Raw genomic sequence first — 18,535 nt, forward strand, 5'->3', positions numbered from 1 at the left:
ATATAATAAAGCAAGAACACAACCTAGTGTGTCTCAAAATAAAAGAAAGTCTTCGTCGGTGACGACAAAGGCAAGGTCAAGTAGAAGTAATAACAGTTCTACAAGATCTAACTCTAGAAGATCTAGAGGATAAATGATTTTTTTGGTTGGTTAGATAAGTCCCGTATGCAGTATGCCTCAAAGCACCTTACGGGACTTTCTTTGTTTACTAAAGTCTTAGATATTTTTTAATCTGAATAGATAAATCTTCTGAAATGTTCATCTTAAAAATTAATAAAAAATAAAGCAGTCCAATTAAAATAGATTTCATAGCAATATTTATAATAGGATGAAACGGAAAGTCCCAAAAATAAAATACCCCAGAGATTACAATAAGTAATATAATAGTTTTTAAAGATGAACTATTAAATGGTTGCATCTTAAATTTAGACTTCACAAATCCTAGCTTAATACTATTATATATAGCAACTGCCAAAAATGTTGCAAATGCAGACCCTTCTATGCCATAAATAGGAATAAAAACAACATTAAGCACAATGGCCATTATAGCTAGTAGAACACCAAATATTAGTACCATTATGTAATAATCACTATTAAATAGTATCGCGTTATTATTACCCAAACTATTATCAAATAGTTTTGCTAAACTTATTATGAAGACTACAAAAATTCCGCCTGTATATTCATCTGGTAAAATTTCATAAAGCTGATTAATATTTAAAATAATCAAAAGAAAAATAAAACCACTTATAACTAATAGATTCAGTGAGCTACGTTTATATAAATCTTCTAAAGACGCTATATCATTTTCATTTAAGTATTGTGCTGTTAATGGCATCATAATTTGATGCATTGCACGTTGAGGAACTGCAATAACTGTAGCTATAAAGATGGCCACGCTATAATAAGCGACTTGTTCAATTTTAAGAACTCTGCCTATCATAAATTTATCGATATCTAGAATAAGCATTGAAACTGAACCTGCGATAATAATCAAACCAGCATACCTTAAAATTGAACTTGAATTATCTAATTTTTGAAACTTAAACTTCGGAAATCTTATAGAAAACGCATAACACATCATCAATAACATTCTCAAAGCATAAGTAAGGACTAAACCTATAATAAAACTTTCAACCGACAGCCAATCCATAAAAACACAAAGCAATAAAACTAAAATACATACACGATGAAAAATCTCTTTCATCATATTGCCAAAAACGGTTTGCATTTGTACTTTAGACCAAGCAAAGAAAATTTCGAAATAAGCCATAGCAATAGCTAAGAAGAAAATATGCCATATATAATGTTCCACTATTGGGTTTTCTTTAGCTAAAAAAGCACCAATGGTATCATAAGCAAAGTAACCTATAATTGATGCAGGTATTACAAAAACCAAAGGCAAAAACAACATCAAAGTCAAAAAGCCATTAATGCTATTTTTAGACTTAAATGAAGAGTAAAATTTTACAATTGTATTATGTACACCAAATGCCATAAAAGGCATCATAATATTAGCTGCTGATAATAGAAATGCAACTAGTCCGTAATACTGATCCGTTAAAAAATTAGTGTATAGAAAAAGCGTATTAATAGCACCAATACCAAAACCCAAATAAGTGCTTATTGTGTTTTTAAATGATTGGTTTAATACGATTCCCATAGTTTGACAAATTACAACTATAAAATATTAAATTACAATAAGTTATTTACTGCACTTTATTAAATCACTCAGCTTTTCAGTCAATGCTTTTCTACTATATGGTTGTAAACCAACAGCATTTACTTTTAGAGTATTATTTTGAAATGCTTTAAAACAATCTAAAACTTTAGATTTAAGTAATTCTTTTTGAGTGTAACTAAAATAAAAACCTGTGTTTGTTGATTTTATAATCTGTTCTATATCAGAATCTTTTGGGCCAATTGCAATTATGGGAGTTTCAGAAATTAAATATTCAAAAATCTTACCTGGTATAATGGCTTTGGTGTCTTCTGAATTGATTTCTATTAACAGTAATAATTGTGATTTCATTTGAAACTTAATCGCTTCATCATGATTTACATAACCGACAACATTGATGTGTTCTTTAAAACCATATTTATAAATAGACTCTAAAACATCGTCGCTTAACACACCAACCAAATTTAATTGAAAAGCTTTTGAGAAGTCTTCATTTTCATTAACTAAATCTGAAAGCACCTCCCATAAGATTTGTGGATTACGATTAGACAATAATGAACCTATATGAGATAAGGTAAATAACTCATCCTTCTCTTCTATGCTTACTGAATGTGAATCATAACCATTGGTAATTACAGAAATAGGCTGCTTCGTTTTTGTTTGAAACTCGTTTTTGGTATGATTACTTGTGACTATAATTTCGTCAGCTGTATTCAAAACTTTAATCTCTAACTCGCTGTGTTTAGCTTCAGAAGATTTAGTTAATTTTAAAGTTTTATGATACCCAATAGTAGTCCAAGGATCTCTAAAATCTGCAAACCATTTTATACCTAACTTTTCTTTTAAACCTAAGCCAATAAGATGTAAACTATGTGGTGGGCCAGTTGTAATTATAGTTTCAATTTTATGTTCTTTTATATAACTAGAAAGATATGCGACAGAAGGGTTTATCCAATTTTTTCTTGCATCAGGAATAAAATAATTACCTCTTACGTAAAGCATTACTTTTTCTATAAAAGATTGTTTTTTAGTTTTCGGAATCACTCCTGAACTTATAGTCTTAGACTTACCTTTTGAGAACAGACTAGCCAAGCCATAAGGCTCGTTTATAGGCTGTTTTAAAATTGTAATATTATTAGGGATTTCACTAACCAAACTATGATCTACAATAGGATAATTTGGATTTTCTGGACAATAAATAATTGGTTCAATCCCAAACTCATGTAAGTATTTCACAAATTTCAACCAACGTTGCACACCAGGTCCTCCTGCAGGTGGCCAGTAATATAAGATTATGAGTACTTTTTTAGAATTCATAATAACGTTTAAGCTTCCGCTTTTCGTTGTTTAACCTCATAGAATATACCCAAAAACAGCAATATCCCAAAAATAGCTGAACTTGCTAACGAAATTGTACTTCCTGTTTTAATAACTTTTGGTTCAAACTTAAACTCTATGACATGTTTCCCTTTTGAAATTTCTAAACCACGTAACGCATAGTTGACACGTTGGTGAGGTACCAATTTATCATTGATATAAGTATCCCAACCATGTTCATAATAGATTTCTGAAAAGACTGCAAACCCATCATTAGTATTATTAGATTGGTATTTAAGGTAATTAGGTTGAAATTCTTTCAGCGCTATTGAAGCTGTAGAATCTACTTGAAATTTTATCACTTCTGGTTTACTGCTAAAATCAGTCATTGTTGTTACAGCAGTAACTTTAGTATTTAAACTATCTAAAACTTTTATTTCGGCATCAGCAGATGTTAGCTGCTTTAATTCTCTAACAAACCAAGCATTACCATTGGCCTCTGTATTAGTGTAAGGAAATATTTTACCTTGCTCTTCTATTATAATGTATTTGGTATTTAGCATGTTGAGCACATTCATATTATTCCTATAAATATGAAACTCTAATAAATCATCGTAACGTCCTAGCTTAGCTGCATGATAACCGAATAATGAATTGTGAAAATAAGCTGCTCTACCAGGTTTACTTTGGCCTTCGGAAGACATGTCTAAAACTCTAAAATGCCCTTTATCTTTTTGTATTTCTTTATCTGCACTATTTGGTTGATAAGGTTTATCTACTCTTAATGCAGAGATAAAATTATCGTTATTAACATACTGTCTATCTACACTTACTAAATCAAACAAAATTAAAACAGCAAAAGCCACAACGACTAAAGTTTCAGAAAGCTTCTTTTTCAAAAATAAAAATATAATGCTAGCAGATAATAAAACCAAAATTAATGTTCTTAAGGTATCTGTTGTAAATAAGCCTTTTCGGTCTTCAATTATAGCATCCATGAAGGGCTTACCATAAGCCTCAATATAACGGTCGTCTCTAAGACCTTCAAAATCAAATAAAGTAGATTTAAACAATAAAAACACCAAACATAAACCGGCTGTAATTATTACTGAATATTTTAATGCTTTTAACTTTTCTTCATCTTTTTGAAAATCATTAAATAAACGCACTAGAGCAAAAATGCCTAATACAGGGATACACAACTCTAGTAAGACTTGTATAGAACTCACAGCTCTAAACTTGTTGTAAAGCGGTACATAATCAATAAAGAAGTCTGTTAAGAAGTTTAGATTTTTACCATAAGACAGTAATAATGATAAAATTATACCTGCCACAAGCCACCATTTCAACCTGCCTTTAACTAAAAATAAACCAAGTACAAATAGAAAGATGATTACAGCGCCAACATAAGCAGGTGCTTCTACAATGGGTTGTTTCCCCCAATACATAGGCGCATTTCTAGAACCATCTAATGCATCAATTGGTGATACACCCAAATTAATGTAAGCTTTATATGTTTCAGATTGTTTACCTACATCTTCTGAGTTACCACCACCCATAAATTTTGGGATAAATAAATTAAAGGCTTCTGTACGTCCGTAACTATACTCCGTGATATAATCTTTACTCAATCCTGTAGATGCTTCTTTTGGTGAGCCATCCGGGTTTATACTCAACTCACCTTTTCCACGTGTACTTTCTTTTACATATTCTTGCGTAGCCATAATATTAGTCGCATTAAGGCCAACCGCTAAAATGGCAGCAATAGAGAGTAATCCAACTGATTTAAAGAAATGTGGAAGTTGTTGTTTTTTGTAAGCATCTACTAAGTAGGCTAATCCAAGTACTATAACTAGTAGTAATAAATAATAGGTCATTTGATAGTGATTAGCAACAATCTCTAATCCTAAAGCTACTATAGTTAATAAAAAACCTAATATATACTTTTTTCGAAACGTAAGTATAATACCAGATAAAACCAATGGCATATAAGCTATAGCATGGGCTTTCGCATTATGCCCTACACCAAGTATTATTATGAGATAAGTGGAAAACCCAAATGTAAGCGCACCAAGTGCTGCTAATTTAAAATCTACCTTAAGCGATAGTAAGAGAATATAAAAACCAATAAAATAGAGTAATAAATAATCTGCTGGTCGTGGTAAGATGCGTATAGCTAAATCGAGTTTTTTAATATAATTATGTTCATATTTTGCACCTAACTGATAGGTAGGCATACCACCAAACCCACTATTAGTCCAATAGGTTTCTTCACCTGTTTCTTTAGCAAACTCTTTATGCTGTTCAGCCATACCAATATAGTGCATAATGTCACTTTGGTAAATCTTTTTGCCTTGTAAAACAGGGCTGAAATATGCTAATGCTATAATTACAAATCCTGTAAGAACCAAGAGATGTGGTAAAAAGCGTTTTAACGAAGATGCCATGAAATCGTTTTAAATTGATAGATTCTGAAAAGTAGGTATTTTTTTTTGAAAAATCACCGAAGATTCCTCGTTTCAGAGGAACTCAATTAATCTACTTCTTCATAATCGATGTACTCACCAACCTTTCCATTAGAAGATTTATTTTGGTTTGGCATTTTATCGATAACTGTTTCCCCTGCTTTTTGCTGTTGCTCTTGTTTTTGGTTAGCCTGATTTTTAAAACCCCCAAACTGCTCACCAAATTTCTGTTCTGCTTTCTTAGCAACAAAACGTAAAAGTAATGGCGCAAAAAGACGAGACAAGATTTTAAGTCCAAAATAGACCAATAATATAATTAATACCGTTTTTAGTAATCCCATTAATGAAGCTGTGTAAACCATGCATAAAAATATACCTCAAAAATACAATTATCCATATTTATATTTCGTTATTAATCCTTAAAAAAACTATAAAATATCTATATTTGATTTTAAACCTTAAAGTAATGCATACACTCAAATCATTTTTTATACTATTAATTTTAGTAGGTTCTGAATCAGCTTATGCACAATACACGGAGGTTATTAATTCTAATCGTCCTGGTGTCTCACAAAGTGCATTCTCTGTTGGCACTGGTATAGTTCAGTTTGAGGCTGGTGGATTTACAGTTAAAGAAGAACACACACCTCTAGAATATGACGTTTCGGGATTTGGTTTAGATTTCGCCATTCGATATGGTTTTCTTTTTGAACAGTTAGAACTGTCGGTTAACGGAATTTACCAGAATGATATACAAACCTTTAATGCTGGTCAAATAGCCATAGAAAACGATCGTGCAAATTTTAAGAATCTAACTATTGGAGCTAAATACTTGGTTTATGATCCATATAAAAATGCTGAAGAAGACAAGCCTAATTTATATAGCTTTAGAGCTAACAAAAAGTTTAAGTGGAAATCTCTAATTCCTGCGGTTGCCGTTTATGCAGGAGCAAATTTTGATAGTAAAAACAATCCATACACTGCACCAGATGTAGAAGGCGTAAGCCCTAAAGTAATGTTAGCTACTCAAAACAACTTTAATGGTGGTTGGGTATTTGTTATGAATTTAATTAAAGACAGAATTGGTTCTGACTTCTCTGAGTTTCAATACATTTTTACTTTAACACATTCTTTTACACCACAATGGGTTGTTTTTGGTGAAGCTCAAGGTATTAATAGTGATTTTTATGCAGATAATATTTTTAGACTTGGTGGTGCATATCTCTGGAATAAGGATTTTCAATTAGATACTAATATTGCATTTAACACAAAAGACACTCCATCAGTTTTTAATATTGCATTTGGCGCATCTTACAGATTGGATTTTCACAAAGACAAGAAAATAGACAACGGCAACGGAAACGACGGAAACTTCAAAAAGAAGAAAAACAAGAAAAAAAAGAATGACGATTTTGATTCTTAAAACACATCTAGCCTAACTAAATGATTACAATCAAAGAAATCTCATCTCAAAAAGAATTAAAAACGTTTGTAAAGTTTCCTTTTAAACTCTACAAAGACTCTTCATCTTGGGTACCTCCTATTATTAATGAAGAGGTAAGAACTTTAGATAAAAGCGTTAATCCTGTTTTTAAAGATGCTGAAGCACGTTATTTTTTAGCTTACAAAAACAATGAAATTGTCGGTCGTATTGCTGCTATCATAAATTGGCTTGAAGTCAATGGGCAAAACGAAAAGAAAATGCGTTTTGGTTGGTTTGATGTTATTGATGATATTGATGTTACTAAACTTCTACTAGAAAAAGTACATCAAATAGGTAAAGAAAATAGCTTAACCTATATGGAAGGTCCTGTTGGCTTTTCTAACTTAGATAAGGTTGGAATTTTAACTGAAGGTTTTGATGAGCTAGGCAGTATGATTACATGGCACAATCATCCTTATTATGCTGAGCATTTTAAAACATTAGGTTATGAAGTAGGGAAAACCTATTCTGAAAACGTAATGGAGTTTAAAAATATACTTCAAGAGTTTTTTACTAGAGTTCAAACTATGGTAAAAAAGCGTTACCAACTTAGAGCTTTAAATTTCTCAAATAATGAAGATATAATGAATTATGCTGATGAGATGTTTGATGTATTTTCAAAATCACACTCAGTCTTATCTTCTTTTGTTGAAATAAATCAAGAACAACGCGACTATTTCAAAAAGAAATTTATTGGCTTTTTGAATCCTGAATATGTAAAATTTGTATTAGACAAGGATGATAAATTAGTTGGCTTCGGAATTGTAACTCCATCTTATGCTAAAGCTTTGCGAAAAATGAATGGGAAGCTTTTTCCATTTGGTTTTATGCATTTACTAAAAGCAAAAAAGAAAGCTAAAACTGTTACGTTTTATCTTATTGGTGTTTTACCAGAATATCAAAACAAAGGTGTAACTGCTATTATATTTGAAGAGTTTTGGCAAACTTTTAATGCTAAAGGGATTAAACTTTGTGTTAGAGGTCCAGAATTAGATGATAATGAAGCCATCCAAAAACTTTGGAAAAACTTTAAACCTGTAACACATAAAAGACGTTGTACGTTTAAAAAGAATATTGCATAAAAAAAGCCACTTAATAGTGGCTTTTTTTATATCGTATATTAAGATAAATTATTCTCCCATAGCAGCGATTAATGCTGCAGACATTCTTTTGTATGTTCCGTTTTCTAGACGCGTTCTTATCGCATCGAAAGCATCTAAAGTTTCCTTAACATCTTGCAATGTGTGCGTTGCTGTAGGAATCATTCTTAATAGAATTAAACCTTTAGGTATTACTGGATAAACAACTATAGAACAGAAGATTCCGTAATTTTCACGTAGATCTCTAACTAAAGCCATAGCCTCAGGAATACTTCCTTTTAAGTATACTGGTGTTACACAACTTTGTGTTGTTCCAATATCAAAACCACGTTCTTTTAGACCAGACTGTAAAGCATCAACTATTGTCCAAAGATTCTTCTTCATCTCAGGCATTGTTCTAAGCATATCTAAACGCTTTAAAGCACCTTTTGTAAGTGTCATCTGCAAAGACTTTGCAAACATTTGTGAACGCAAATTATACTTTAAGTAATCTATAATTTCTTGATCTGCGGCGATAAAAGCACCAGTACTTGCCATAGACTTTGCAAATGTTGCAAAATAAACATCTATATCATCTTGTACCCCTTGTTCTTCACCTGCTCCAGCTCCTGTAGCTCCTAAAGTTCCAAAACCGTGCGCATCATCTACTAAGAATCTAAAATTAAATTTCTTCTTTAATTCAACAATTTCTTTTAAACGGCCTTGCTCTCCTCGCATTCCAAAAACACCTTCAGAAATCACAAGAATTCCTCCACCAGTTTGTTCTGCCATTTTAGTAGCACGTTCTAAATTCTTTTCTAAGCTTTCTACGTCGTTGTGCTTATAAGTAAAACGTTTACCCATATGCAAACGAACACCATCTATGATACAAGCGTGCGCGTCTACATCATAAACAATAATATCATCTTTACCTACTAAAGCGTCTATGGTAGACATAATTCCTTGGTATCCAAAGTTTAAAAGGTAAGCTGCTTCTTTACTAACAAATTCCGCTAGCTCACTCTGTAACTGCTCATGTAAATCTGTGTGACCAGACATCATACGTGCACCCATTGGATAAGCTGATCCGTATTCTGCAGCAGCTTCAGCGTCTACTTTTCGTACTTCAGGATGATTTGCTAAACCTAAATAATCATTAATACTCCAAGTAATCACTTCCTTTCCTTGAAATGTCATTCTGTTAGAAATCTGACCTTCAAGTTTAGGAAATACAAAATAGCCTTCAGCTTGGGCTGCCCACTTACCGAGCGGTCCTTTATCTCTGTAAATCTTTTCAAATAAATCCTTCATGCGTCTTCTTTGCTATTAATCCCTTTTCTTAAGTTCTGTAAACGTAAATCAAGTTCTTAATTTTAGTTAATTCAATCTAGTTAGTTGTGACAAAATTACTTAATAATATTATGAATGCATAATTTATTCAATCTAAGTATCCACTAAGTTTTAAACATAAAAAAACCTATCACAGTTTCCCATGATAGGTATATATGTTTAAGACGATGTTTACTTTACATATTCTATAGTAACTGGTGTTACTGTCTTACTATCAAAGAAGCCCTGATCTTCCATCCACTTATCACTATATACTTTACTCATATAACGTGATCCGTGATCTGGAAATATAACAACAATCTTATCTGAAGGCTTAAATTCACCTAATTCATTTAATTGCTTTATGGCTTGCATTGCCGCGCCACTAGTATAGCCAACAAAAAGACCTTCAGTGTTTGAAACTTCTCGTGCGGTATGTGCACTTTCTTCGTCTGTAACTTTTATGAATTTATCTATTGAATCAAAATCAGTAGCTGTTGGTATTAGATTTTTACCTAAACCTTCAATACGGTATGGATAAATCTCTTTATCGTCAAACTCACGAGTCTCGTGATACTTCTTTAAAACAGAACCAAAAGCATCAACTCCTATGACTTTAACATCAGGGTTTTGCTCTTTTAAGTACTTTGAAATACCTGATATTGTTCCACCTGTTCCACTACATGCAACTAAATGTGTGATTTGTCCTTCAGTCTGTTCCCAAATTTCTGGACCAGTAGTGTTGTAATGTGCATCAATATTTAGTTGATTAAAATATTGATTGATATAAATAGAACCTTTAGTTTCTTCGTGAAGACGCTTTGCTACTTGGTAGTATGAACGAGAATCATCTGCCTTAACGTTAGCCGGACAAACATAGACCTTGGCTCCCATTGACTTTAGCATATCTATTTTATCTGGCGATGATTTTGAACTTACGGCCAAAATACACTCATAACCTTTAATAATACTAACCATTGCAATACTAAACCCTGTATTACCCGAAGTAGTTTCTATAATAGTATCTCCTGGGTTAAGAATTCCTTGACGCTCTGCCTCTTCAATAATATGTAATGCTATTCTGTCTTTGGAAGAATGACCTGGATTAAATGCTTCTACTTTAGCATAAAAATCGCCATCCATGTTGGCAGTTATTCTGTTTAGTTTAATAAGAGGGGTACTTCCTATAAGCTGAAGTACGTTATCAAATACATTTTTGTTTTTATTCATAAATGCTATTTATCGGTAATCAATTTAATTATTTTGAAACCTAAAACTTCGCAAAGGTAATATTTTTTTTTAATTAGCTCGAAATTCCTTCTAAGTCTAACAAGAAGGCAAACTCTTCGGCATCTTCTTTTAGACTTTCAAACCTGCCTGATGCACCTCCATGTCCAGCATCCATATTAGTCTTTAGATACAATTTATTAGAATCCGTTTTTAAGTCTCTAAGTTTTGCCACCCATTTTGCTGGTTCCCAATATTGAACTTGAGAGTCATGAAGACCAGTTGTAACTAACATATTTGGATAATCTTTAGCTTCAACATTATCATAAGGCGAATACGATTTCATATAATTATAATATAATATATCATTAGGATTTCCCCATTCGTCATACTCACCAGTAGTTAGAGGGATAGAATCGTCTAACATCGTAGTTATAACATCTACAAAAGGAACCGAAGCCACTACTCCATTATATAATTCTGGCGCTTCGTTAATTATAGCTCCCATAAGTAGGCCACCAGCACTTCCACCCATAGCATATAAATGTTTAGATGATGTATAACGCTCTTTAATTAGGTGAATAGAACAGGCTATAAAATCACTAAACGTATTTTTTTTGTTCAATAGTTTTCCATCTTCATACCATTGACGTCCTAAATATTCGCCACCTCGAATATGTGCTATTACATAAATAAAACCACGATCTAATAAACTCAGTCTAATTGTAGAGAAATAAGGATCTACAGTAGAGCCATAACTACCATAAGCATATTGTAGCACAGGATTAGTTCCATCTTTTTTTATACCTTTTTTGTAAACTACAGACATTGGTATTTTAGTACCATCTTCTGCTTCTGCCCAAATACGTTCGGATGTATAATTTTCTTTATTGAAATTTTTATCTAAAACGTCTTGCTCTTTTAAGACTGTTTTGGACTGTGTACGCATATTAAAATCTATAACTGAAGCAGGTGTTGTTAAAGAATTATAGCCATAACGAAGAATTTCAGTATCAAAATCTACATTAACACTGGTATAACATGTATAAGTCTCAGTATTAAAAGGTAAATAGAAATCTTCTGTATTATCCCATCGCTTAATTCTTATTTGATTAAGTCCATTACTTCTTTCACTAATGACTAAATAATCTTTAAAAATGTCTATACCTTCAAATAAAACATCATTTCTATGTGCTATAACATCTTCCCAATTTTCAATTTCTCTATCACCTTCTGTAACTTTCATTAATTTAAAGTTAGTAGCCCTATCTTTATTTGTAAGTATATAGAAGTGATTATCATAATGAGAAATACTATATTCTAAACCTCTTACTCTTGGCTGAAATACTTCGAATTCACCATCAGGATGATCTGCATTTAGTATATGATACTCGTTTGTTAATGTGCTGTAACAAGCAATAATAATATACTTTCTAGATTTAGATTTGTAAACAGCTGCACCAAATGTATCGTCACCTTCTTCAAAAACCAGCTCGTCTTTAGTTTCACCCAAACGATGTTTAAAAATCTGATAAGCTCTAAGTGTTACCTCATCTTTTTTAGTATAGAACAACGTTTTGTTATCATTTGCCCAACTAGATGAACCTGTGGTACTTTCAATTTTATCTGCTGCTACTTTATGTGTTTTTAAATTTTTAACATGAATTGTATAATTTCTTCTCCCTGTTAAATCAATGCCATAAGATACTAACTTGTTATCTGGACTGATACTAATACCTGCCAATTTAAAATAGCTCTCACCCTTTGCCATTTTATTACAATCAAAAACTAACTCTTCTGTATTATCTAGAGAATCTTTTTTACGGGTGTAAATAGGGTAGTCTTTTCCTTTTTCAAATTTTGTAATATACCAATAGCCATTATACTTGTATGGTACGGAAGAATCATCTTCTTTAATTCTGGCTTTCATTTCCTCATACAAATCTTTCTGAAAATCTTTAGTATGTGCCATTTGTGACTCACAGTAATCATTTTCGGCATTGAGGTAGTTAACTACTTCTGGATGTTCTCTATCTTTCATCCAAAAATAATTATCAATACGCACATCATTATGTTCTTTTAGTGTGTGTTGAATCTTTTTTGCACTTGGCGGAAAGGCCTTAGGGAATTTTGTCATATTATTTCAGGAAATTTTAATCTAAAAAGGAGGTGCAATTTAGTGATTTTGTAGCTTATTAATTTATAAGAAGATATTTATGTTTGGAAATATGATGGGCATGATGGGTAAATTAAAAAGAAGCCCAAAAGAAAGTTGAAGAAACTAAAAAACATCTAAATACTGGTCTTTTAGATGAAGCAAGCAACGATGATAAATTAAAAGTTACAATTACAGCAAATAGAACTATTAAGTCTATTACCATAGATGAAGTGTTATTAAGCGATAAGGAATATATTAAAAGACTACCTCATCTTAACCATAAATAAAGCGATTGAAACAGAAACACGTATTAATAAACAGAAATTGCCGCAGTTGTAAAAGAAGGTATGCCAAACACACCTGGAATGGATATGTTTAAATAGGTGAAGGGTTAAAACAATCCAAAAAAAAATATAAAAATAAGATTGAAAATGCTATTTCTTAAAATGGATAAGTCTAAATAAAGGATTGAAAATTCTAAAAAGCGAATAATAGATGGTTTTACTATTAAAAAGTTTAACTAGTATTGTATATGAAAAACCGTTATAATCTTTATCCAAGAAAGCGTTTAAAGGATAGGCTTTAATAGTATATAAATGATTAAGTATTGGTTTTACATCCTTTAAATGAATTGTAGATTTTAACATTCTTACCATCATAAAAAAAACAAATGATTGTTGCCTAGCGTTTAAACGTACTAGACATTCTTTATTACTAGATGGATTGCTTTTTAATTTATTAATAATTGTATCAAAAACGAGAGCAGCATTATAATTATCATTAATTACCCTGATATAATGTGATGGCTCTTTACTTGTCATTGCTGAACCTTCTACTATTACATGTCTATGAATACTCATAGGGAAGTTTGCAATAGCGTTGGCTTTCAAAAACAGCTTTGCAGTCAATATAGCATCTTCCATCCATCGCTCTTCAATAAATGTAATTTTAGATTCTAAAAAAAAAGTTCTTTTAATAATGTACCACCAAACTTCATTTTGGTAATTATTATTAGCTATATAATCTTCGCCATTTAGAATTGGTGACAACTGTAAACCTATTTTATTGGGATTAGAGTGAAATAAGCTTGAGTCTTTTGTGGGGAGTGATCTAAATGTTAAAACATCTAGTTTATTATCTTCTGCCTTTTTTAATATTGTATTTAAAACATCTTTAGCTAAATAATCATCTGGATCTATAAAATAGATATAAGCTCCTTTTGCTAATGCTAAGCCTTTATTTCTAGCACTACCAACACCACCGTTTAATTTGCTATGTACATTAATATGGTCGTATCTATCACTAAAAGAATTAGCAATAGACAAACTGTTATCAGAAGATCCGTCATCAATGACTAATATCTCATAATCCTTTGAATCAATATCTTGATTTAAAAGACTTTCTAAACATAAGGAAAGAAAAATTGCTGCATTATAAACAGGTATAACAATACTTAATCTCATATATCTTGCCGTAAAATAGGCTCAGCAAGTAATAATATAATCTTCAGAATTATACATTAGTATGGTTGTGCTAAGCTTCATGTTCATGATTAAAGTCCACACGAAAATAAATATAATTAAAGGATTTGTTAAATATAACCGTTAATCTGTTTCGGTTATACTATAAATAATCATGATGCCTTTAATATAGTCAGGAGCTTCTCGTGCATCGTATCTGTATAATCTAAATGGGTTACCATTCTTAGTTTATTACTTCCCATACCTATAATATGTATATGCTTAGCTTTTAATTTACCTAAGAATTGTGCTTCATTTATACCGTCATTCAATTCAAAGATGATAATATTTGTTTCTATGGATTCAACTTTTTTTATTGAAGATAATTGAGACAATACCTCACCTATCTCTCGCGCTTTTTTATGATCTTCTGTCAAACGATCAAAGTGATGATCTAGAGCATATAAACCAGCTGCGGCAGCAAAGCCAACTTGTCGCATGCCACCACCTAAAATTTTACGCACTCTTATCGCTCCTTTCATTAACTCACTATTACCAATAAGAACAGATCCCATGGGGCAACCTAAGCCCTTACTTAAGCAAACAGAAATAGTGTCAAATAATTCACCATACTGCTTAGGTCTTTCTCCTTTAGCGATAAGTGCATTCCAAAGGCGTGCTCCATCTAAGTGATAGCCTAAGTTATGTTTATCTGCAACATGTCTAATTTTTCTTAATTCTTCAAAATCCCAAGATGCTCCACCACCTTTGTTTGTGGTGTTTTCTACGGCTATTAAAGAAGTTAACGGACTATGGTAAAAATCTGGTGGATTTATTGATTCTTCTGCTTGGCCTGCTGTAAACATACCTCTGTGACCATCTATTAATTTACAAGAAATACCACTATTAAAAGATGCTCCTCCTCCTTCGTAATTATAAATATGAGCATATTTATCGCATATAACTTGTTCACCAGGATTGGTATGTAGTTTTAGCGAGGCTTGGTTAGCCATGCTACCCGTTGGAAAAAATAAAGCTTCATCCATACCAAACATGTCTGCTAATCGCTTTTCTAAAGCATTTACTGATGGGTCTTCTTTATATACATCATCACCAACCTCAGCCGTTAGCATTGCTTCTAACATGCCTTTTGTTGGCTTTGTGACAGTATCGCTTCGTAAATCTATATTCATATAACTTTAAAATTGATGAATTTCAACAAAAATACTTCTAATTATGTTATATCCTTAATAGGTTTTTAAAATAATAAAGGACCAAATGAAATTTTAAAACATCTATTAAACATAAAAGAAGACTATTGCAAAATTACCGTTTAACTTATAAAAATTTTACTAAAGTACATATATAGAGGTGTTTAATAATACTGTATAATCTTAACGATTTTATTTTATCGATAAAAAAATACATTTTATCTGTTTAACAGAAAGTTCTCTTAACTCAACGAGTTTATTGTTTTTAACCTACTTTTATAAATAGCTTTGGTAAGCTATTAACAAATTATTAAAATAATTAAAATGATTAAAATCAAAAATGTAACTAAATTAATACTATTCTCATTTGTTCTTGTTTTGGCCTCATGTCAAGACGAGTCAATAGAACAAGAAACACAACAAGCAGAATTAAATTTTAAAGACGGTAACGTTATTTCTGATGGTCTCTTAGAGAAAGAAGAATTAGTGTTTAACGAAGAAAGTGAACTATTAGTAAGGTCTAACGGTTCATTTGGGCAAAAAACAACAAGTAGTTGTACACCAGACATAGATGGTTTAGTATCTATGCTACCTAGTCAAGTGACTGTAACAACTACTGCGAAACCAGGAGACAATGCTTATTTTAATTTAACTATCGATGATAGTTCTGGCTTCTTATCTGGCACAGAAATACCTGCATGGTGTGCTGACCAAGACTTAAGCTTAGAAAACAACGAAACAGTAAGTTTTGACGTCTATTCTAGTTATGGTGAATTACCAGAAGGTAGATTTGAAAAACCAGAGAATTTTGATAAAGTAAATTGGTTATTAAACCAAACTATTATTGGTGAAGAAAGTCCTAACGGCTTAGGTGAATATACTTTTGGTCATATACAGTACGCTATGTGGTTATTAGTTGATGATTCTGTTTGCCAAGTTTGTACTGCTTTAACAGATCCAATTAGTACTTGGAATAACGATGGAAATGATATTGAACAAGCAGAAGAAATTAGAGATTTAGCCTTAGCTCAAGGTACCGGTTTTACGCCAGGATGTGGAGAATTAATGGCTATTATACTTGTACCAGATGGTAAGCAATCACTTATTATTGGTAAAGAAGTTGAAGCTGTTCCTTGTGATGATTGCGTAGGTAAAGTAACTGATTTAACTTTACAATGGAACTGGCACAATGATTACAGAGTTAGAGTATACCAACGTAATGGGAATACATGTTGGGCAACTAAAGTATTTGATGGCACCGTTGGTCTTAATGATGAGATTGATATGACTGGTGCAAATCAAAATGGTACTTTTGGAAAATGGTTATATATCTTTGTTGGTAACTGTTATTACACAAAAATTAAAACCAATTGCCATTTAAATATTGGACCTGGCTATAAACGAGGAGTTCTTGAAGTAGTTAGTGGTCAAAGTTCACTAGGTGGTGAATTATGTGAATACGTTCCTCCAGTTAACCATTGCTGGTGGTGGTAAGACTTTAAAATTATATATAAAAAGAGGTGCAAATCGCACCTCTTTTTTTTGCTCCAAATTGAAGCTCTTTAATTAATGACTAATTCATACCAAAAGTTATAAATTATAGTTTTTGAATTTTACTAACAATTATATTTTTTGTTCTCCACACAAACTTATAAACCATTGGTAATGGATCTTTTAGCGCAAACAACAGTGGTGTGTTCTTTTTTAAAAACCCAATTTTAAAAACCATAGTTGGTTTTTTTAGCACTTGTCGCACCAATCCTTTAAGATTTAGATATGTTATTTTATCTGCTTCCTGAATTTCAGGTTTTATATTCTGAGTTAATAGGCAATGTAAGTAAGGGAAATTTACATTAGCAACCGCGGAAGCATCAACATTCATCCAATATCTTGTGTTTATTTCTATAATCTTAAATGCATCTTCCTTTTCATCATACCTGCAGTCAATATTAGCTACACCAGACCACTCTAGACTTTTCATAATTTTACTAATGATTTCAATCAGTTCTAAATCATTTATAAATTGAAACCCTTTTTGTGCTGTAACATCATCCTTATGAAATAAACTTGAATTTTGAATAGAATACGCTGTTATTTCACCGTTATCACAAAGCACGTTACAAGACAAATCGTAACCGTAAATATAATTTTGGTAAATAGCATTACAACTAAACGTATTAGATTTACTATACTTTATTACATCATCATTATTATTTAAAACAATAATTTGCTGTCCACCGCCAAAACCAGAAACAGGCTTAGCTATTAGAGGAAATTTTAAGGTTTTAAGGTTTGGTAATTCATTCGGTTTTGTAATTATACTTTCTGGACAAGGAAATCCATTAGCCTTAAGATATAAATACAATAAGCCTTTATCTTGTGCTGTTTTAAAATGAGTAAGGCTGGGTAAAATGCAAAGCTTATCTTTTTGATTAAGTAAATCTTTATTTTCTATAAGTTTTTCAATACCAAATTCAAAAACAGGCATAATAACATCTATTGCATACTTTTCTACTTCCCTATTTATATTGCTAAGCCAATTTTTATCATCTTTTTCTGGGTAATACGATAAATGTTTTACAAATCTCGAGTATTTTAAATAGTTATGTCTATCTGAAGACATCACATATATTTTAATATTTTTATGCAAAGACAAACAATTAACAACTTGTAATACTAAAAGCTTGTGGTCTTGACTATCTGGAATTAAAACAGAAATATTTGGCTGACTCCTATTCATTTTATTAAATATAAATTAAAAATAAAGCAAAAAATTATTTTTTTAATGTATTAAATTTAATTTGGGTTATAATTACAAAAAGCACTGCCAATTGGCGAACCATCTGGTATTTTTGGTGAGTTTTCTAGTTTGAATTTTTCTGGATGCTCATAAAATTCTTTTATCATTATAACGTATTGCATGCTTATCGCTTCAAAGTTTAAAAACTTTTTTGTCAGATCAGAAATTGTTTTATTGGCTATAGCCCTAGTCTGAAAGTAACTTTCATTATTCGTTGCCAAATTCATCAAATACTTCAAAACGTTAACGTTGATTTGGTGTTGAATCTCCGATAAATAAGAATCTTCAATGGTCTTTCCGAAGGAATGTTTTATCACATCATCTA

General features: G+C 31.5%; 13 protein-coding genes and 2 pseudogenes. 4 read left to right on the forward strand and 11 right to left on the reverse strand.

The genetic code is table 11. The features are described 5' to 3' along the window. Positions 1–208 precede the first annotated feature (208 nt). The 4 genes from B2U95_RS01105 to B2U95_RS01120 form a co-directional block, all read right to left on the reverse strand. On the reverse strand, positions 209–1,663 hold the full coding sequence (locus B2U95_RS01105) for a lipopolysaccharide biosynthesis protein (RefSeq protein WP_296311569.1): 1,455 nt from the start codon (positions 1,661–1,663) through the stop codon (positions 209–211). A 42-nt stretch (positions 1,664–1,705) separates the two neighbouring features. Then, a complete protein-coding gene (locus B2U95_RS01110; RefSeq protein ID WP_296311572.1) occupies positions 1,706–2,998 on the reverse strand; it encodes a glycosyltransferase in 1,293 nt (430 codons plus the stop codon). 8 nt (positions 2,999–3,006) lie between these two features. Further along, the gene (locus B2U95_RS01115) at positions 3,007–5,445 is read right to left on the reverse strand and encodes a YfhO family protein (protein ID WP_296311574.1); all 2,439 of its coding nucleotides are present in this window, start codon (positions 5,443–5,445) and stop codon (positions 3,007–3,009) included. 86 nt (positions 5,446–5,531) lie between these two features. After that, positions 5,532–5,804 (reverse strand): DUF4834 family protein, encoded by a 273-nt coding sequence (locus tag B2U95_RS01120; RefSeq protein ID WP_296311576.1) that lies wholly within the window; start codon positions 5,802–5,804, stop codon positions 5,532–5,534. A gap of 125 nt (positions 5,805–5,929) precedes the next feature. On the opposite strand from B2U95_RS01120, the gene B2U95_RS01125 reads away from it, so the two are divergent. Both B2U95_RS01125 and B2U95_RS01130 read left to right on the forward strand, forming a co-directional pair. Continuing rightward, the gene (locus B2U95_RS01125; RefSeq protein WP_296311579.1) at positions 5,930–6,886 is read left to right on the forward strand and encodes a transporter; all 957 of its coding nucleotides are present in this window, start codon (positions 5,930–5,932) and stop codon (positions 6,884–6,886) included. 20 nt (positions 6,887–6,906) lie between these two features. Further along, positions 6,907–8,028, forward strand: a complete 1,122-nt coding sequence (locus B2U95_RS01130; RefSeq protein ID WP_296311581.1) for a GTP cyclohydrolase — start codon at positions 6,907–6,909, stop codon at positions 8,026–8,028. Positions 8,029–8,076: 48 nt separating this feature from the next. Here B2U95_RS01130 and B2U95_RS01135 read toward each other — a convergent pair whose 3' ends face one another. From B2U95_RS01135 to B2U95_RS01145, 3 genes are all read right to left on the reverse strand, one after another. Next, complete coding sequence (locus B2U95_RS01135; RefSeq protein ID WP_296311583.1) at positions 8,077–9,336, reverse strand: aminotransferase class I/II-fold pyridoxal phosphate-dependent enzyme; 1,260 nt, start codon at positions 9,334–9,336, stop codon at positions 8,077–8,079. A 210-nt stretch (positions 9,337–9,546) separates the two neighbouring features. Then, positions 9,547–10,584 (reverse strand): PLP-dependent cysteine synthase family protein, encoded by a 1,038-nt coding sequence (locus B2U95_RS01140; RefSeq protein WP_296311585.1) that lies wholly within the window; start codon positions 10,582–10,584, stop codon positions 9,547–9,549. Positions 10,585–10,657: 73 nt separating this feature from the next. Further along, positions 10,658–12,718 (reverse strand): S9 family peptidase, encoded by a 2,061-nt coding sequence (locus tag B2U95_RS01145; protein ID WP_296311590.1) that lies wholly within the window; start codon positions 12,716–12,718, stop codon positions 10,658–10,660. A 79-nt stretch (positions 12,719–12,797) separates the two neighbouring features. Here B2U95_RS01145 and B2U95_RS01150 point away from each other — a divergent pair. Beyond that, positions 12,798–13,122: pseudogene (locus B2U95_RS01150) on the forward strand (YbaB/EbfC family nucleoid-associated protein). A gap of 51 nt (positions 13,123–13,173) precedes the next feature. Here the strand turns inward: B2U95_RS01150 and B2U95_RS01155 are convergent. Both B2U95_RS01155 and B2U95_RS01160 read right to left on the reverse strand, forming a co-directional pair. Next, positions 13,174–14,202: a glycosyltransferase family 2 protein gene (locus B2U95_RS01155; RefSeq protein WP_296311594.1), complete on the reverse strand. Its 1,029-nt coding sequence runs from the start codon at positions 14,200–14,202 to the stop codon at positions 13,174–13,176. A 170-nt stretch (positions 14,203–14,372) separates the two neighbouring features. Next, a complete protein-coding gene (locus B2U95_RS01160) occupies positions 14,373–15,392 on the reverse strand; it encodes a threonine aldolase family protein (protein ID WP_296311596.1) in 1,020 nt (339 codons plus the stop codon). Between the two features lie 342 nt (positions 15,393–15,734). Here B2U95_RS01160 and B2U95_RS01165 point away from each other — a divergent pair, with 342 nt between their 5' ends. Then, the gene (locus B2U95_RS01165; RefSeq protein WP_296311599.1) at positions 15,735–16,904 is read left to right on the forward strand and encodes a hypothetical protein; all 1,170 of its coding nucleotides are present in this window, start codon (positions 15,735–15,737) and stop codon (positions 16,902–16,904) included. Positions 16,905–17,007: 103 nt separating this feature from the next. Here B2U95_RS01165 and B2U95_RS01170 read toward each other — a convergent pair whose 3' ends face one another. Together B2U95_RS01170 and B2U95_RS01175 are read right to left on the reverse strand one after the other, a co-directional pair. Then, the gene (locus B2U95_RS01170) at positions 17,008–18,150 is read right to left on the reverse strand and encodes an ATP-grasp domain-containing protein (protein WP_296311601.1); all 1,143 of its coding nucleotides are present in this window, start codon (positions 18,148–18,150) and stop codon (positions 17,008–17,010) included. 56 nt (positions 18,151–18,206) lie between these two features. Continuing rightward, positions 18,207–18,535, reverse strand: a pseudogene (locus B2U95_RS01175) (peptidase); the annotation flags it as partial.

This window comes from Winogradskyella sp. UBA3174, from assembly GCF_002364335.1.
Taxonomy (GTDB): domain Bacteria; phylum Bacteroidota; class Bacteroidia; order Flavobacteriales; family Flavobacteriaceae; genus Winogradskyella.

What these genes read in the sequence shown, in the direction of transcription:
- B2U95_RS01105 (WP_296311569.1), bottom strand. Translation starts at nt 1,663, where the DNA reads ATGGGAATCGTATTAAACCAATCATTTAAAAACACAATAAGCACTTAT.
- B2U95_RS01110 (WP_296311572.1), bottom strand. Translation starts at nt 2,998, where the DNA reads ATGAATTCTAAAAAAGTACTCATAATCTTATATTACTGGCCACCTGCA.
- B2U95_RS01115 (WP_296311574.1), bottom strand. Translation starts at nt 5,445, where the DNA reads ATGGCATCTTCGTTAAAACGCTTTTTACCACATCTCTTGGTTCTTACA.
- B2U95_RS01120 (WP_296311576.1), bottom strand. Translation starts at nt 5,804, where the DNA reads ATGGGATTACTAAAAACGGTATTAATTATATTATTGGTCTATTTTGGA.
- B2U95_RS01125 (WP_296311579.1), top strand. Translation starts at nt 5,930, where the DNA reads ATGCATACACTCAAATCATTTTTTATACTATTAATTTTAGTAGGTTCT.
- B2U95_RS01130 (WP_296311581.1), top strand. Translation starts at nt 6,907, where the DNA reads ATGATTACAATCAAAGAAATCTCATCTCAAAAAGAATTAAAAACGTTT.
- B2U95_RS01135 (WP_296311583.1), bottom strand. Translation starts at nt 9,336, where the DNA reads ATGAAGGATTTATTTGAAAAGATTTACAGAGATAAAGGACCGCTCGGT.
- B2U95_RS01140 (WP_296311585.1), bottom strand. Translation starts at nt 10,584, where the DNA reads ATGAATAAAAACAAAAATGTATTTGATAACGTACTTCAGCTTATAGGA.
- B2U95_RS01145 (WP_296311590.1), bottom strand. Translation starts at nt 12,718, where the DNA reads ATGACAAAATTCCCTAAGGCCTTTCCGCCAAGTGCAAAAAAGATTCAA.
- B2U95_RS01155 (WP_296311594.1), bottom strand. Translation starts at nt 14,202, where the DNA reads ATGAGATTAAGTATTGTTATACCTGTTTATAATGCAGCAATTTTTCTT.
- B2U95_RS01160 (WP_296311596.1), bottom strand. Translation starts at nt 15,392, where the DNA reads ATGAATATAGATTTACGAAGCGATACTGTCACAAAGCCAACAAAAGGC.
- B2U95_RS01165 (WP_296311599.1), top strand. Translation starts at nt 15,735, where the DNA reads ATGATTAAAATCAAAAATGTAACTAAATTAATACTATTCTCATTTGTT.
- B2U95_RS01170 (WP_296311601.1), bottom strand. Translation starts at nt 18,150, where the DNA reads ATGAATAGGAGTCAGCCAAATATTTCTGTTTTAATTCCAGATAGTCAA.